This window comes from Aminobacter sp. P9b (assembly GCF_045345995.1).
In the GTDB taxonomy this organism is placed as follows: Bacteria; Pseudomonadota; Alphaproteobacteria; order Rhizobiales; family Rhizobiaceae; genus Aminobacter; species Aminobacter niigataensis.
Genome location: NZ_CP150083.1, coordinates 321,376 through 337,477 on the forward strand (window position 1 = coordinate 321,376; position 16,102 = coordinate 337,477).

The 16,102-nt window shown below is 64.4% G+C and carries 14 protein-coding genes; 4 read left to right on the forward strand and 10 right to left on the reverse strand.

Annotation, left to right across the window (positions count from 1 at the left end):
- Nucleotides 1–3: 3 nt before the first annotated feature.
- The 8 genes from WHT83_RS25640 to WHT83_RS25675 form a co-directional block, all read right to left on the reverse strand.
- Nucleotides 4–900 (reverse strand): glutamine amidotransferase family protein, encoded by an 897-nt coding sequence (locus WHT83_RS25640; RefSeq protein ID WP_108610218.1) that lies wholly within the window; start codon nucleotides 898–900, stop codon nucleotides 4–6.
- A gap of 399 nt (nucleotides 901–1,299) precedes the next feature.
- Nucleotides 1,300–2,037, reverse strand: a complete 738-nt coding sequence (locus WHT83_RS25645; RefSeq protein WP_341878482.1) for an XRE family transcriptional regulator — start codon at nucleotides 2,035–2,037, stop codon at nucleotides 1,300–1,302.
- Nucleotides 2,038–2,200: 163 nt separating this feature from the next.
- The gene (locus WHT83_RS25650) at nucleotides 2,201–3,502 is read right to left on the reverse strand and encodes a DUF4147 domain-containing protein (protein WP_341878483.1); all 1,302 of its coding nucleotides are present in this window, start codon (nucleotides 3,500–3,502) and stop codon (nucleotides 2,201–2,203) included.
- On the reverse strand, nucleotides 3,502–4,470 hold the full coding sequence (locus WHT83_RS25655) for a D-glycerate dehydrogenase (protein ID WP_183263992.1): 969 nt from the start codon (nucleotides 4,468–4,470) through the stop codon (nucleotides 3,502–3,504). The genes WHT83_RS25650 and WHT83_RS25655 overlap by 1 nt, the downstream gene beginning before the upstream one ends.
- Before the next feature lie 164 nt (nucleotides 4,471–4,634).
- Nucleotides 4,635–5,534 carry a succinate--CoA ligase subunit alpha gene (gene sucD, locus WHT83_RS25660; RefSeq protein WP_108610214.1) on the reverse strand — a complete coding sequence of 300 codons (900 nt, stop codon included), beginning with the start codon at nucleotides 5,532–5,534 and terminating at the stop codon, nucleotides 4,635–4,637.
- A 12-nt stretch (nucleotides 5,535–5,546) separates the two neighbouring features.
- Nucleotides 5,547–6,731 (reverse strand): malate--CoA ligase subunit beta, encoded by a 1,185-nt coding sequence (locus WHT83_RS25665; protein WP_108610213.1) that lies wholly within the window; start codon nucleotides 6,729–6,731, stop codon nucleotides 5,547–5,549.
- Nucleotides 6,732–6,744: 13 nt separating this feature from the next.
- Nucleotides 6,745–7,710: a CoA ester lyase gene (locus tag WHT83_RS25670; protein WP_108610212.1), complete on the reverse strand. Its 966-nt coding sequence runs from the start codon at nucleotides 7,708–7,710 to the stop codon at nucleotides 6,745–6,747.
- A 22-nt stretch (nucleotides 7,711–7,732) separates the two neighbouring features.
- Complete coding sequence (locus WHT83_RS25675; protein ID WP_108610211.1) at nucleotides 7,733–8,923, reverse strand: aminotransferase class V-fold PLP-dependent enzyme; 1,191 nt, start codon at nucleotides 8,921–8,923, stop codon at nucleotides 7,733–7,735.
- Nucleotides 8,924–9,220: 297 nt separating this feature from the next.
- On the opposite strand from WHT83_RS25675, the gene WHT83_RS25680 reads away from it, so the two are divergent.
- A complete protein-coding gene (locus tag WHT83_RS25680) occupies nucleotides 9,221–10,462 on the forward strand; it encodes a S41 family peptidase (protein WP_341878484.1) in 1,242 nt (413 codons plus the stop codon).
- A gap of 11 nt (nucleotides 10,463–10,473) precedes the next feature.
- Here the strand turns inward: WHT83_RS25680 and WHT83_RS25685 are convergent, their stop codons facing one another.
- A complete protein-coding gene (locus tag WHT83_RS25685; protein ID WP_341878485.1) occupies nucleotides 10,474–11,799 on the reverse strand; it encodes an FAD-binding oxidoreductase in 1,326 nt (441 codons plus the stop codon).
- Nucleotides 11,800–11,933: 134 nt separating this feature from the next.
- Here WHT83_RS25685 and WHT83_RS25690 point away from each other — a divergent pair, with 134 nt between their 5' ends.
- The 3 genes from WHT83_RS25690 to WHT83_RS25700 are packed head-to-tail and all read left to right on the forward strand — an operon-like array spanning nucleotide 11,934 to nucleotide 14,567.
- Complete coding sequence (locus WHT83_RS25690) at nucleotides 11,934–12,875, forward strand: nucleoside hydrolase (RefSeq protein ID WP_341878486.1); 942 nt, start codon at nucleotides 11,934–11,936, stop codon at nucleotides 12,873–12,875.
- A gap of 14 nt (nucleotides 12,876–12,889) precedes the next feature.
- Nucleotides 12,890–13,486 carry a TetR/AcrR family transcriptional regulator gene (locus WHT83_RS25695; protein ID WP_341878487.1) on the forward strand — a complete coding sequence of 199 codons (597 nt, stop codon included), beginning with the start codon at nucleotides 12,890–12,892 and terminating at the stop codon, nucleotides 13,484–13,486.
- A gap of 31 nt (nucleotides 13,487–13,517) precedes the next feature.
- Nucleotides 13,518–14,567, forward strand: a complete 1,050-nt coding sequence (locus tag WHT83_RS25700) for a histidinol-phosphate transaminase (protein WP_341878488.1) — start codon at nucleotides 13,518–13,520, stop codon at nucleotides 14,565–14,567.
- A 137-nt stretch (nucleotides 14,568–14,704) separates the two neighbouring features.
- Here WHT83_RS25700 and WHT83_RS25705 read toward each other — a convergent pair whose 3' ends face one another.
- A complete protein-coding gene (locus tag WHT83_RS25705; RefSeq protein WP_341878489.1) occupies nucleotides 14,705–16,102 on the reverse strand; it encodes an NAD(P)(+) transhydrogenase (Re/Si-specific) subunit beta in 1,398 nt (465 codons plus the stop codon).

The following is a 16,102-nucleotide window of genomic DNA, read 5'->3' on the forward strand; positions in this document are numbered from 1 at the left end:
GTCTCAGTGCTCCCAGAAATAGACGGTGGAGGGCTCAGGCTCCCAGACCTTGGCGTCTTCGATGCCGGGCAGGTTGGCGAGCGCGCGATATTCGGAGCCGAAAGCGACATACTGGTCGGTCTCAGCCATGACGGCGGGCTTGCAGGAGATCGGATCGCGGACAACGCCGAAGCCGTCCTTGGTGCCGACCACGAAGGTGAAGAAACCGTCGAGGTCATTGAGGCTGCTTTCCAGCGCCTCGCCGAGATTCTGGCCATGCGCAATCTTCGACGACAGGTAGGCGGCGGCCACCTCGGTGTCGTTTTCGGTCTCGAAACGCATGCCGTCGCGGATCAGCTCGCGGCGCAGATTGTTATGGTTCGACAGCGAGCCATTGTGCACCAGGCACTGGTCCGGGCCGGTCGAGAAAGGGTGCGCGCCGAGCGTGGTGACAGCGGATTCGGTAGCCATACGGGTGTGGCCTATGCCATGGCTGCCACCCATCGAGGCAATGTCGAAACGCTTGAGCACTTCGATCGGCAGGCCGACTTCCTTGTAGATTTCGATGGCTTCGCCAGCGCCCATGACGCGGACGTTGGGGCGCAGCTCGGCGAGTGCCACGCGGGCTTCACCGATCTTGTCGGCCGGCACGTCCAGCACCGCATGGGTGGACTTTACCGTCGACGAAACCTTGGCGTTGATCTTCTTGCCGAGCTCGGCGTCGAGACCCTTGAAATCCGCGTCCGGGGTAGCCGACTGGATGGTGATCTTGCCATGACCCTTGGCACCGCCGCCATAAATGGCGATGCCCGCGCTATCGGGGCCGCGATCGGTCATAGTTACGAGCATTTCGGACAGCAGCGCGCCCAATTGGGGCTCCAGCGACTTGTCCTTGAGAAAGAGTCCTACAATTCCGCACATCCCAGTTTCCTCACCTGATTGGCTGCCTGTGACAAAAGCTAGCAGGTTCCCGAGGCCAATTCAACTGTGATGAATTTTTTATTCCTGTAGAAAAACAAGAAAGCGACAATTCGGCCACTCCGGCTAACGCCAGGGCAGCGTCCCGCGCGGTTTTTCGCCGCGCGGCGCGGAATTGCGGGGCTGACTGCACCGTGGAAGACTTGAATTTCAGAAGTTTGAGGCCGCGCTCGCCGGGCTTCATTGCCGATTTTTCGGACATCCGAGCGCGTACAAGCGTCCGCGCCGGCGCACTTTTCGAAGCTGCACTCGGTCGAGCCGGCCTTGGGCCAGCCGCCAGAAATCATGGATGCAGGTGATCAGGCCCAAGGACGAGCGCCAAAGCTCGACCCTGCCCGAGAGCTAGTCGCTGCCGCGACCGCGTGGATAAGAGATGATCGACAGATATCTGATCGGCAAATGGGTCAGTTCTTCCGGGCCGTGCGGCGCATCGGCATCGAAGAACAGGCTGTCGCCCGGAGTCATGCGGTAGAGGTTGTTGCTGTGGCGATAAACGACCTCGCCCTCCAGCATGTAGAGAAACTCCATGCCGTCATGCTGGAATGTCGGGAAGACATCAGAATCTTCCGACAGCGTGATCAAATATGGTTCGACCGTTACGCCTGACGTGTCCGAACCGATATGGCCAAGCAACGTATATTGGTGTCCGGCGCGGGTGCCGCGGCGTTCGACGTCGACCCCTTCGTTGGCCTTGACGAACACGGCGTTTCTCTCTTCCTCGAAGCGGCGGAAGAAGGCGGTGACCGGGACGCCGAGCGCGCGGGAAAGCGCCTGTAGCGTCGTCAACGATGGCGAGGTGATGCCGTTCTCGATCTTGGACAACATGCCGAGCGAGATATCGGTGGCCGAAGCAAGATCGGCGACCGTGATGCCGAGCTTCTTGCGGAAGGCGCGGACCTCGTGGCCGATCGCCACCTCCAGCACCTTTTCTCGGGTATCGCGCGTCGCATGCGGATCCTGAGACAGCGGCGAGACGCGCGACAGCGCCGATTTGGCCGCAACCGCCGGTATGGCTGCCGACAGGGCCTTGCCATTCTTCTTCGAGTGTCCGTGCTTTTCCGCTGCCTTGGCCTTCGTCATGTCGATGCCGTCTGCTCCTGCTCGCTGAATCTATTTCACCGAGAGTAAACATTTTAGGCAAAATGCACAACAGGTGTAAAGGCTGCAGTCCACCGAATGGAGTTGCCAGGACAGTAATCGGCCGAGAGTTCAACTTCGTGCGGGTTGGCCGGGACAGTTACCGCTACTGCATCAGAAGTATTTGCAGGTCGGCGACATTGGTGCCGGTGGCGCCGGTCATCACCAGGTCGCCGGATGACGCCAGCGCATGGTAGGAATCGTTGTTCTGCAGCAGTGCCACGGGGTTGCATCCCAGCTTGCGCATCCATGTGGTCGATCCGGCATCGACGATCGCACCCGCCGCATCGGTCGGGCCGTCGCGTCCGTCCGTGCCACCGCTCAGGAAGACCCAGGGGCGCTTGATCGACGTCCATTCGTTGAGAAGCGCAAAACGCAGCGCCAGTTCCTGGTTGCGGCCGCCCTTGCCGTTACCGGCGACACGCACCGTCGGCTCTCCGCCGGCGACGATTGCCACCGGACCGCGCTGGCTGGCTGCGAACACAGCCATCCGGTGCAGCGTCTTGGCGACATCGGAGACGTCGCCGCTCAGCCAGTCATCCGCCTTGACGACGACCGGATAATTGGTGCCGGCGCTGTTCATCACCCGCTGCAGGCTGATGCCGTTGGAGCCGATGACGATGTTTTCAACATGCTCGAAAGTCGAGGCGGGCTGTTCGTTTTCGAGGACGAAGTCGAGATGCGACTTCAGCGCCGGCGACAATGTCTTGATCAGGCCGTAGCGACCGAGAATGTCGATGGCGCCCGCCTGGGTGGCCGACGGGCGGGCCGTCGGGCCGCTGGCGATGGTGCCGACATCGTCGCCCGGTACATCCGACAGAATGAGAGAGAGCATCTTGGCGCGCGAAGCGAGCTGTGCCAGGCGCCCGCCCTTGAGCCGCGAAAACAGCTGCCGGACCGCATTGATCTCGCTGATGTCAGCGCCGCAGCGGATCAGCGTGTCGTTGAGTTCAATCTTGTCGGCAAGTCCAATGCCCGCCGCCGGAGCGCAGGTGAGCGCCGAACCACCGCCGCTGACCAGCACAAGGACCAGGTCGCCCGGTTCGGCGGAACGGGCCGCACGTTCGATCGCCTCGGCACCCCTGATGCTGCCCTCGTCGGGAAGAGGATGGCCTCCGGCAATGACCTCGACGCCGTCGATCTCGGCATGGTTCTCGAGATTGGTCACAGCGCAGGCGGAAACCAGCTTGTCCGTAACGAAAGGCAGCGCGGCGCGTGCCATCGGGCATGCCGCCTTGCCGAAGGCGATCAGGATCACCCGTCTTGCCGCCGCGATGTCGTCCAGTCTCGTTTCAAGCGCCGCGATGACCGCCTGCTCGGGATCCGACGCTGCGATGCCTTCGCGAAACAGGGCCATTGCCTGCGCGCGAAGCTTGACCAGTGCCGATACCGAGCAGTCGAGATACATCACACCACCTTGTCGGGTAAGGCGCGGCCCTCGAAGAAGGCGGTCAGGTTGTCCACCGCCTTCATGCCCATGGCCACGCGGGTTTCTTCCGTGGCGCTGCCAAGATGCGGCAACAGCACCACATTTTCCATACGCATCAATGCACCGGGCACATCCGGTTCGCCGTCATAGACGTCGAGGCCGGCACCCGCGATCTGGCCGCTGTCGAGGGCCACGACCAGCGCTTTCTGGTCGACGACGTCGCCGCGCGCCGTGTTGATCAGGAACCCGCCGCGTTTCATGGCTGCGAGGCGTTCCGCATTGATCAGGTGCCGGTTCTCGGCTCCACCCGGGCAATGCAGCGAGACGAAGTCGGCCTGTGCCAGCACGTCCTCGATAGAGGCCAGCTGCCTTGCGCCCATGGCGCGGGTTTCCTCGTCGTCGACCTTCGAGCGATTGTAGAAGACGACATCCATGTCGAAGCCGAAATGCGCGCGCTTGGCCATCGCCTTGCCGATGCGGCCCATGCCGATGATGCCGATCGTCTTGCCGGTAACCTTGGCGCCGATCATGTGCGTCGGGCACCATCCTGCCCATTGGCCGGCGCGTACCTGGCGCTCGCCCTCGCCTGCCCGCCGGGCGACCGAAAGCAGGAGGCTCATGCCGATGTCGGCGGTGCAGTCGGTCAATACGCCGGGTGTGTTCGTCACGACGATACCACGGGCCTGCGCGGCGTCGGTGTCGATATGGCTGAAGCCGACACCGAAATTGGCGAGGATCTTGGTACGGACATCGGCGTCGGGAAATACCGTCGCCGGCAACTTGTCGCTGACGGTCGGCAGGATCGCGTCAAAATTCAGGAACGCTGCCTTGAGCTCGGTCGAGCCCAGCGGGGCGTCGCCCTGATTGAAGGTCGTGTCGAACCGCTCCGCCAGGATCTGTTCGACTGCCGCGGGCCAGCGCCGCGTGACGATAACGCGAGGTTTCATTTCAATTCCTTGGTCTTGCCTTGGAGCGCCGCCCGTCCGAAGGGACGCGCAGAGGACGATCCAGCACCACATAGGTTACGCATCGTCGCGCCTGAAAATCGAGACCGATTTCGGGCCGATGCGAGAAAAGGGAGCCGGTCGGCGCCGGCTCCCCGAAGGCCGGGTCAGGCGGCCTTCTTCTGTTGCTCGAGCACGCCCTGAACCGTCGGGCCAAAGGCGGCCGGGGTCGGCACGATGGTCACGCCGGCGTCGCGCAGGATCTCGACCTTTTCCTGAGCGGATTCGCCGAAGGCCGAGATGATGGCGCCAGCATGGCCCATACGCTTGCCCTTCGGCGCCGATAGGCCGGCGATGTAGGCGATCAGCGGCTTGCGCATGTTGTGCCTGGCCCATTCGGCGGCCTCGGCTTCCTGCGGACCGCCGATCTCGCCGATCATCACCACGGCGTCGGTGTCGGGATCGTCCTCGAACAGCTTGAGGATGTCCTTGAAGGACGAGCCGTTGATGGGGTCGCCGCCGATGCCGACCGAGGTCGAAACGCCGATGCCGAGCGCCTTCATCTGCGAGGCGGCCTCGTAGCCGAGGGTGCCCGAGCGGCCGACGATGCCGACGCGGCCCGGCAGGTAGATGTTGCCGGGCATGATGCCCATCAGCGCCTGGCCTGGCGTGATGACGCCGGCGCAGTTCGGACCGACGAGGCGCATGCGGTCTTCATAGCGGAACCGGCGCATGTAGCGCTTGACCCGCATCATGTCCTGGGAGGGGATGCCGTCGGTGATGCAGACGCAGAGCTTGAGGCCTGCATCGGCCGCTTCCATGATCGAGTCCGCCGCAAAGGGTGGCGGCACGAACACGATGGAGGCTTCGGCCCCGGTCTCGCGCACCGCGCCCCTGACCGTATTGAAGACCGGGATGCCCTGGTGGACAAGTCCGCCCTTGCCGGGAGTGACGCCGCCAACCACGTTGGTGCCGTAGCGCTTCATGTCGTCGGCATGGAATGAGCCGATCTTGCCGGTCAGACCCTGGACGATAACGCGCGTCCGGCGATTCAATAGAACTGCCATTTCGACCTCCCTTTAGTTCTTTTTTGATTTCGAATAGGCGCGCATCGCTTCGACCGATTTCTCGGCCGCCTCGGCGAGCGTGTCGGCGATGATCACCTTTTCGCCCGACTCGGCCAGGATGCGCCGGCCCTCCTCCACATTGGTTCCGGCGAGCCGCACGACCAGCGGCACCTTGACGCCAACTTCGCGGATCGCCTTGATGACGCCCTCGGCCACCCAGTCGCAGCGGTTGATGCCGGCGAAGATGTTGACGAGGATGGTCTCGATGTTCTTGTCGGCAAGCACCGCGCGGAAAGCCTTGGCAACACGCTCCGGCGAGGCACCGCCACCGATGTCGAGGAAGTTCGCCGGCTCGCCGCCTGCGATCTTGATCATGTCCATGGTTGCCATGGCTAGGCCGGCGCCATTGATGATGCAGCCGATGTTGCCGTCGAGGCCGACATAGGAGAGGCCGCGGTCGCTGGCGAAGGTTTCGCGCGGGTCTTCCTGCGACTTGTCGCGCAATTCCGAGATCTCGGCGCGGCGGAACAGCGCGTTTTCGTCGAACGACATCTTGGCGTCGAGCGCGATCAGGTTACCGTCGCGGGTGATCACCAGCGGATTGATCTCGAGCATCGAGGCGTCGAAATCGCGGAAGACGCGGTAGCAGCCGAGCAGCGTGTCGACGGCCTTGCCGATGAGGCTGTTCTCAAGCCCGAGGCCGAAGGCGATCTCGCGTGCCTGGAACTGCTGCATGCCCGCGCCCGGATCGACGATGGCCCGGATGATCGAGTCGGGCTGCTTTTCGGCAATCTCCTCGATCTCCATGCCGCCGGAAGCCGAAGCCACGATCATGACGCGTTCCGACTTACGGTCGAGCACGATGCCGAGATAGAGCTCCTGGCGGATGTCGACGGTTTCCTCGACATAAAGGCGCGACACCAGCTTGCCCTTGGGGCCGGTCTGATGCGTCACCAGCTTGCGGCCGAGCATCGACTCTGCTGCTTCCGATACTTCGTTGTCGGAGCTGCAGATGCGGATGCCGCCGGCCTTGCCGCGGGCACCGGAATGGATCTGTGCCTTTACGACCCACTTGCCGCCGCCGATCTCGCTGGCGCGATAGGTCGCCTGCTCGGGGCTGTAGGCAAGTCCACCGCGCGGGATCTGCACCGAATAGCGCGAGAGCAGTTCCTTGGCCTGATATTCATGAATATCCATGTCAAACTCCTCCTCAGTTTGGCAGGCTCGTGCGCGACCGCGCCGACTGCTCTATTGCCTCGTGCATGACCAGCACATTGCGTGCCATGCGTTCGGATGCTGCGTCGATCATCTTGCCGTCGAGAGCGGCAGCGCCCTTGCCTTGTTCCTCGGCTTCCTTGAGCACTTCGATGATGCGGCGCGCGCGGGTGACTTCCTTTTCCGGCGGCGAGAACACGGCGTTCGCCAGCTCGATCTGCGAGGGGTGGATGGCCCACTTGCCTTCGATGCCGAGCGCTGCGGCACGTTTTGCACCGGCGATGTAGCCTTCTGGATCGGAGAAATCGCCGAACGGGCCGTCGATGGGGCGCAGGCCATAGGCACGGCAGGCAACCGTCATGCGCGACAGGGCGGCGTGCCACTGGTCACCGGGATAGTCGGGGTTGAGGCCGCCGATGCTGACGGTGCGCGCCTTGCAGCTTGCGGCATAGTCGGCAACGCCGAAATGCATCGCCTCGAGACGGCCGCCATAAGCAGCGATCGCCTCGACATTGGCCATGCCAAGCGCCGTCTCGATCAGAGCTTCCAGACCGACACGGGTCTTGAAACCCTTGGCCGTCTCGATCTGGCTGACCATGGCGTCGACCATGTAGAGGTCGGCGGGAACGCCGACCTTCGGTACCAGGATGGTGTCGAGCTTGTCGCCAGCCTGTTCCATCACGTCGACCACGTCGCGGTACATGTAATGGGTGTCGAGGCCGTTGATGCGGACCGAAATGGTCTTGCCCTTGGCGCGCCAGTCGATCTCGTTGAGCGCCTGGATGATGTTCTTACGCGCCCGCTCCTTGTCCGGCGGTGCCACCGCATCCTCGATGTCGAGGAAGATGTAGTCGGCTTCACCGTCGGCAGCCTTGCGGATCATCTCCGGGTTTGAGCCCGGTACTGCGAGTTCGCTGCGCTGCAAGCGAAGCTTGCGCAGATGGTGGAGTGTATGGCTCATTCTGTTTCCTCCCGGTTCTGCGTCAGGCTGCTTTGGCAACGGCCGGCTGGGCCGACAGGCGGTAGTGCTCAAGGGCAGCACCGACACCGGAACCCGGCTGGACCTTGACGCCGCAGTCGCGCAGCGACATCTCGGCCGCCGAAATGGCGCCGCACATCATCACTTCGTTGACCCAGCCGAGATGGCCGATGCGGAACACCTTGCCGGCGACCTTGCTGAGACCGACGCCGAGCGAGGTCTGGTAGCCGTGGAAGGCGCGACGGACGACGTCGGCGCTGTCGATGCCTTCGGGAACCAGGATCGCGCTGACGGTGTCGGAATTCCACTTGGCTTCCTTGGCGCAGACACGCAGACCCCAGGCGTCAACCGCCTTGCGCACGCCCGTTGCCAGGCGGTTATGACGCTCGAAGATGTTGTCGAGGCCTTCTTCCTGGATCAGGTCGAGGGCAGCGCGCAGGCCGCGCAGCAGTTGCACTGCCGGCGTGTAGGGGAAATATCCGGTGTCGTTGGCGCGGATCTGGTCTTCGAAGGAGAAGTAGCAGCGGCCGAACTTCGCCGACTTGGCGGCGTCCAGCGCCTTCTGGCTGACCGACAGGAAGCCGAGGCCGGGCGGCAGCATGAAGCCCTTCTGCGAGCCGGAAACGGCACAGTCGACGCCCCATTCTTCCTGGCGGAAATCGATCGAACCGACCGACGAGACACCGTCGACGAACAGAAGTGCGGGGTGCTTGGCGGCATTGAGCGCGGCGCGCACCGCGCCGACATCGCTGGTGACGCCGGTGGCGGTTTCATTGTGGGTAACGAAGACCGCCTTGATGCGGTGTTCCTTGTCCTTGGCGAGGCGCTCGGCATAGATCTCAACCGGAACGCCCGTGCCCCACTCGGCATCGACAACGTCGACGTCGAGGCCGAAGCGCTCGGCCATGTCGACCCACAGATGCGAGAACTGGCCGAAGCGCGACATCAGCACGCGGTCGCCGGGGCTAAGCGTGTTCGTGATCGCCGATTCCCAGGCGCCGGTGCCCGAGGACGGGAAGATGAAGGCACGACCGGTCTCGTTGCGGAAGACCTTCATCAGGTCAGTGAAGAGGCCGCGCGTGAAGCTCGGATAATCCGGTGCGCGCATGTCCTCCATCGGCATGTTCATCGCCTGCCGGACGGTCTCCGGAACGTTGGTCGGTCCTGGAACGAAAAGCTGATTGAAGCCGGCCATGAAAAGTCCTCCCGGAGAATGTTGCGGCGTGGTGCCTGTCTGTGGCTTTCGGAAGGATGATCGGTTTTGCCCCGATCGCTCACAACACCTGTCGGGATAGATTCGCGGACCTTGGGGCGTTGGGCGGCGCCTACTCTTTCAGATGCGCCGGCGTCCTATCGGATAGGGCGGAACCTACCCGGCGTCATGATCGCCATCCACATTGCCGGCTCACGGAATGTTGTCATCGAAGGGCTCGTTCCGGCCTCGGTTCGGTCTGATAATGGCGCAACTGGCGAAACGGACCGGCCTGTGGATATGAAGACCTTTGCCTCCTTCGCAGCGACCGCCTGGCTCATTCTCCAGGCTCCGCATGCGCTGGCGGACGACGCGCTGCGTTCCGGCCAGCCGGTGTTCGACCGGGCCGTCGAGCTGGTGATCGACCATCACCATGACGCGTCGGCACTCGAGCGGTTCCGAGCCACCGTGAAACAAGAGATCGCGAATGCGCCGCTTGATGCCGACACGCCGAGCATCCGCGTCGACGAGGCGATCGATGCTGTGCTTGCCAGCCTCGGCGCATCCCATACCGGACGTTTCCAGCCCGACACGATCGCCTATTTCGAGCTGGCCGACATCTTCCGCTTTGCGATCCGCAACGATCTGAGGCGGCTGTTTCCGCCGGATGGCGAGGTCAGCTACCCCGGCATCGGTATGATCGCGCAACGGGCCAGCGGCTCCCTGTTCGTCAGCGATGTCTATGATGGTTCGCCGGCGGCTCGGGCCGGCATCCGGGTCGGCGATGAAGTCCTGTCTGTGGATGGTGCGCCCTACCATGAGATCGGTTCGTTCCGCGACAAGGTCGGCCGCACCGTGGACGTGCGGATACGACGAAGCACCGGCACGGATCCCGTGGCCCTGAAGGTCGCGGTGGAGCGGCTGCGCCCGCTGCGGATGTTCGAGAAAGCGATCGAAGACAGCGTGACCGTGATCGAGGGCAACGGCAAGCGCATCGGCTATGTCAGGCTGTGGACGCTTTCGGCGCCCGATGGCCTGAGCATCGTCGCCCGCGAGCTTGCTGCCGGACGCCTCAAGCACGCCGACGGGCTGATCGTCGACCTGCGCGGCCGCTGGGGTGGCGGCCCCTCCGATGCGGCGGAGCTGTTCGTCGGCGACACGCCGACGTTCCGGCTCATCCAGCGCGACGGTGAGGCGACGCTTGCCAATGTGCGCTGGCGGCGTCCCGTCGTCGCCATCATCGACGAAGGCGCGCGGAGTGGGCTGGAACTCTTCGCCTATGCGCTGAAGACCAATGGCATTCCGCTCGTCGGCTCCCGGACGGCCGGCGCGTTGCTGGCCGGCCGTGCCTATCTGTTACCAGACGACAGCCTGCTCGAAGTGGCGGTCTCGGATGCCGTCATCGGCGACGACGTGCGGCTCGAAGGGCGCGGCGTCGAGCCAGACATTCCGGTGGCGTTCAGCCTGCCTTATGCTGCGGGCCGGGACCCGCAGCGCGAAGCCGCACTGGAACAGATGCTTCGCATCCTTGCCGGCGGCTAATCCAGCCGGTGTCACACGCCCGTGGTCGGGCGATGCTTCGTGCCGTCGATGAAGCGCTCGTAGCGGAAGGCCGTGGGGTCCACCAATGGCGTGTTGCCGGTGACGAGGTCGGCCGTCAGCCGCCCCGCGGCCGGACCGATGCCGAAGCCATGGCCGGAAAAGCCTGTGGCGATCACCAGCCCCGGCAGCGAGTTGACCGGCGAGATAACCGGCACCGCATCGGGCGTGGCATCGATGAAGCCGGCCCAACGCTGCAGCGTGGGTACTCCTTTCAATGCCGGAAAGACCTTCTCCATGTTGGCGCGGGCACGCTCCAGCGGAGCAACCGCCGGAGCGGGATCGAGCGTACGATTGCGCTCGTAGACGCTGCCTTCGCCTTCCAGCTTGGGCGAAAGCCCAAAGGGACCACCGAGAATATCGCCGAAACGCAGGCCGATCGAGCGCCATTCGCGCGACAGGATCGGCAGGAAGTCGGCGAAATAGCGGAAGCTGTCCGGCGAGACATGGTGATAGCTGATCATGCCATTGGCAATGGTGTAGCCGCCGTCGAGCCGCTTGCGGTAGGCAAAACCTTCCGTCCAGGCCGCACCGTCCGGGCCGCCTTCGACCGGACCGGTGCGCATCACCGACGAGCGAACGGCAAGTTGCGGCAGGCGAATGCCGAGCGGGCGGCACAACGTGCTCGACCACGCACCTGCCGCGACAACCACCGTTCCGGCACGGATCGGGCCGTTCTCGGTGACGACGCCCGAGACACGGCCGCCTTCGGTCTCGATCTCGCGCACGGCACAGCGCAGCAGGATACGGGCGCCGGCGCGTTGGGCGGCACGCGCGATCGCGGGGGCCGCCTTCTGCGGTTCGGCCCGACCGTCGCTCGGCGTGTGCAGTGCCGCACGGAATGTCTTCTGCGCGCCGGGCATGAGATCAGCCAGTGCCCTGCCCTCGATCATCCTGGTGTCGAGGCCGTAGTCGCCGGCACTCGTCAGCCAGTCGGAATGATGCTCGACGTCGCTTTCGTCCTGGCAGAGATAGAGGATGCCGGTGCGGCGAAAGCCGACGTCCTCGCCAACCAGATCCTCGATGCCGCCCCACATCTTCATCGCCTCGACGATCAGCGGCAGTTCGCGCGGATCTCGGCCCATGCGCCGGCACCAGCCCCAGTTGCGGCTCGACTGCTCTCCGGCGACATGGCCCTTCTCGCAGACGACGACGGAAATGCCCTTGCGCGCCAGGAACAGCGCAGCGCTAACGCCGATGATGCCGCCGCCGACAATGACGACGTCGGCGCTCTTCGGCTGGAGGTCGCCAGCGGGAACCGGATCGACTGGAGGCCCCATTCATTTCTCCCCGATGAGCCGACGGGAGGCCTCCCCTGCCGGCTTGAAAATAACATACAGTACTGTATGCATGACGCTCGAATTCTTGCAATGCCGCCGGAGGCTACCCGGCGATCGAACCGGGGGAAAGTGCCATGTCGCCACGCAAGATCATTATCGACACCGACCCCGGCCAGGACGACGCCTTCGCCATCCTTTTCGCGCTCGGCTCGCCGGAGCTGGAGGTGGTGGCGCTGACCACCGTCGGCGGCAACGTGCCCCTGGCGCTGACCTCGCGCAACGCGCTGCAGATCGCAGAACTCGCCGGCCGTTCGGACGTGCCGGTCTATGCCGGCTGCTCGCGGCCGATGGTCAAGGCGCTCAAGACCGCCGAATATGTCCATGGCCCGACCGGCATCGACGGCTGCGTCCTGCCCGAACCAAGCCGGCCATTGCAGGACAAGCACGCGGTCAACTTCCTCGTCGACGCGCTGATGGCCGCTCCTGAAGGCGAGATCACCGTCTGCACGCTCGGGCCGATGACCAATCTTGGCATGGCCATGGTGATGGAGCCACGCATCATCCCGCGCATCCGCGAAGTCGTACTGATGGGCGGCGGCTTCTTCGAGGGCGGCAACGCGACGCCGGCCGCCGAATTCAACATCTGGGTCGACCCGCACGCAGCCGCCGTCGTGTTCGATTCCGGCGTGCCGGTTACCATGGCTGGCATCGACTGCACCTACACCGCCCAGATGACGCCGGAATGGCTGCAGCAGTTGCGCGCGCTCGGCACGAGATCGGCCGTCGAGGCCGCCAACATGGCCGACTTCTATCGCCAGTACGGCTCACACAAGTTCGCCACCGAGGCCCGCCCGATCCACGACGCCTGCGTCACCGGCTATCTGCTGGCGCCGCATCTCTACGAGCAGAAGCAGTGCAACGTCACCATCGAGCTGATGTCACCGGAGACCATCGGCATGACCGTGGTCGACTGGTGGCACGTCACCGGCCGGCGCAAGAACTGTAACGTGCTGCGCCGCATCGACGCCGACGGCTTCTTTGCGCTGATGCTGGAGCGCTTCGGCAACCTTCCCTGAGCAGGCGATGAGCCATGAAAAGCAGCGCAATCTCTGAACGACCGGCCAAGCCTGCGGCGCGGAAAACGCTGTCGCGCGAGGCGTGGATTGCCGCAGCGATCGCCACGCTTGAGAAGAAGGGCATCGCCAACGTCAAGATCGACCACCTGTCCAGGCAACTGAAGGTCACGCGCGGCAGCTTCTACTTCCACTTCAAGAACCTGAAGGACCTGCTCGACAGCCTTCTCGAGCAATGGCGGCAACGCAATTGCAAACCGTTCGAGGCGCTGATCGACCAGGAGGTCATCGACGGCCCTGCCTATTTCGACGCTGTGACCGGGGTGTGGATCAGCGAGGATCCGTTCAGCCCACGCCTCGACCTCGCCATCCGCGACTGGGCACGCAGTTCGGCCGTGATTGCCCGCAAGGTGCAGGCCCAGGACGATTTTCGCATGGCGCTGCTCGTCCGCGCGTTTGCGGCCATGGGTTACGACGATGACGAAAGCCTGATCCGCGCTCGCATCACCTACTTCCAGCAGATCGGCTACTACGCCACCCACTTCAAGGAACCGCCAGCAGACCGCAAGCGCTTCCGCTCTCTCTACACCAAGATCCTGATCGGCTCCGAATGACGGAGCCATCGGCATGAACCGAGGAAACGAAATGTCCCTGCCTGTGCCCTATCTGTCCGCGCGGACGCTGACCGTCGTCAAGAAGATCGACACGTCGGGTGCGGCGCGCGTCGTCAATCTCGGGCTCAACGAAAGCTGGCTCGGTGCTGCGCCGGGTGTGGTCGAGGCCATCCGCGAGGCAGCACCCCAGGTCTACCGCTATGCCGATCCGGGCTGCGGCACCATGCGCGCCGCCATCGGCAAGCAGTTCAACCTCGATCCGGCCCGCATCGTCTGCGGCAACGGCTCGGAAGAGCTGCTCGACGCCGTCGGCCGCGTCTATGCCCGTGCCGGCGACGAGATCCTGTTCCCGGCCTATTCGTTCCTGCAGTTCGCCATCGTCGCCTATCGCCTCGGCGCCAAGGCGGTCGAAGCGCCGCTCGGGCCTGATTTCTCCGTCGATGTCGACGCGCTCCTGGCCGCCGTCACGCCGGCGACCCGCATCATCTTCCTCGCCAACCCCAACAACCCGACCGGCTCGGTGGTCCCCATGGACGAAGTGGCACGCCTGGCGCGCGAACTGCCATCGCATGTCGTGCTGGTGCTCGATGCGGCCTACGCCGAATATGTCGATCCGGCCGAGGCCGTCGCAACCTTCGAGATCGCCGACCGCCACCCGAACGTCATCGTCACCCGCACCTTCTCCAAGGCCTACGGACTGGCGTCCGCCCGCGCCGGCTGGGCCTATGCCTATCCGGAGGTCGTCGCCGCACTGAACAACGTGCGCGGCATCGGCAACGTCAACGGCCTGGCTCAGGTGGCGGCGACGGTTGCCGTCGGCGAACAGGATTTCATCCAGCATGTCCGCGCCCGCACCGCCAAGGAACGCGACTATCTCGAAGGAGCTGCGCACGCTCGGTTTCGAGATCTCGCCAAGTGCTGCGAACTTCGCATTCGTCCGCTTGCCCGGCGCGGCAGCGGGCTGGGCGCAGGCGACTGTGGCACGGCTGGCGAAGCAGGGCTTCATCATCCGCTCCAACGAGGATTACGGCCTGCCGGAATGGCTGCGCATCTCGATTGCCGACCGCGCCGATCTCGATGAAATGCTTGGCCTGCTCCGCGTCGAGGTCCGCGCCGCAAACGGCGAGCGACTGGCCGCCGGGGCATAGGCACAAAAAAGCCCGGCTTTTGGCCGGGCTTTTTTCGTCATTATTGTCGGTTGTCAGCCGAGCCTTCGGCTCAGTGGTCCATGGCCTTGACGATCTCTTCGGTCATCTTCTTGGCGTCGCCGAGCAGCATCATGGTGCCGTCCTTGTAGAACAGCGTGTTGTCGATGCCGGCGTAGCCGGAGCCGAGGCTGCGCTTGACGAACAGGCAGGTGCGGGCCTTGTCGACGTCGAGGATCGGCATGCCGTAGATCGGGCTGTTCTTGTCATCGCGCGCCGAGGGGTTGGTGACGTCGTTGGCGCCGATGACATAGGCGACGTCGGCCTGGGCGAACTCCGAGTTGATGTCTTCGAGCTCGAAGACCTCGTCGTAAGGCACGTTGGCCTCGGCCAAGAGCACGTTCATGTGCCCGGGCATGCGGCCGGCGACCGGGTGGATGGCGTATTTGACCTCGACGCCATTGGCCTTGAGCTTGTCGGTCATCTCGCGCAGCGCATGCTGGGCCTGCGCCACCGCCATGCCGTAGCCCGGCACGATGATGACCTTCTGGGCGTTCATCATCAGGAAGGCGGCGTCGTCGGCCGAACCCTGCTTGACGGTGCGCTCGATGCCGTCGTCGGCAACAGCGGCGGTCTCGCCGCCGAAGCCGCCGAGGATGACCGAGATGAACGAGCGGTTCATGCCCTTGCACATGATGTAGCTGAGGATCGCACCCGACGAGCCGACCAGCGCACCGGTGATGATCAGCGCCAGATTGCCGAGGGTGAAGCCAAGTGCTGCCGCTGCCCAGCCCGAATAGGAGTTGAGCATGGAAACGACCACCGGCATGTCGGCGCCGCCGATCGGCACGATGAGCAGCACGCCGAGCACCAGCGACACGGCCACGATCAGCCAGAACACCGTCGTCGACTGCGTCGTCACCAGCATGACGATGAGCACGACAAGGGCGATGGCCAGCGCGGCGTTGATGAAGTGGCGGCCGGGCAGCATGATCGGCTTGCCCGACATGCGGCCGTCGAGCTTGAGGAAGGCGATGACCGAGCCGGTGAAGGTGATGGCGCCGATGGCGACACCCAGGCTCATCTCGACCAGGGCCTGGCCGTGGATGGCGCCGACGGAGCCGATGCCAAAGCTTTCCGGCGCATAGACGGCGGCGGCCGCCACCATCACCGCGGCCATGCCGACGAGGCTGTGGAAGGCTGCGACCAGCTGCGGCATCGAGGTCATGGCGATGCGCCGCGCGGTGACCGCACCGACGCCGCCGCCGATGGCGAGGCCGAGCACGATCAGGCCGAGGCCGGCCAGCGTGGGCTTGGCCAGCGCCAGCGTGGTGGCGATGGCGATGCCCATGCCGATCATGCCGTAGGTGTTGCCCTGGCGGGAGGTGGTCGGATGCGACAGGCCGCGCAGCGCCAGGATGAACAGGATGCCGGAGACCAGGTAGAGGAAGGAAGCGAGGTTCAGGGTCAC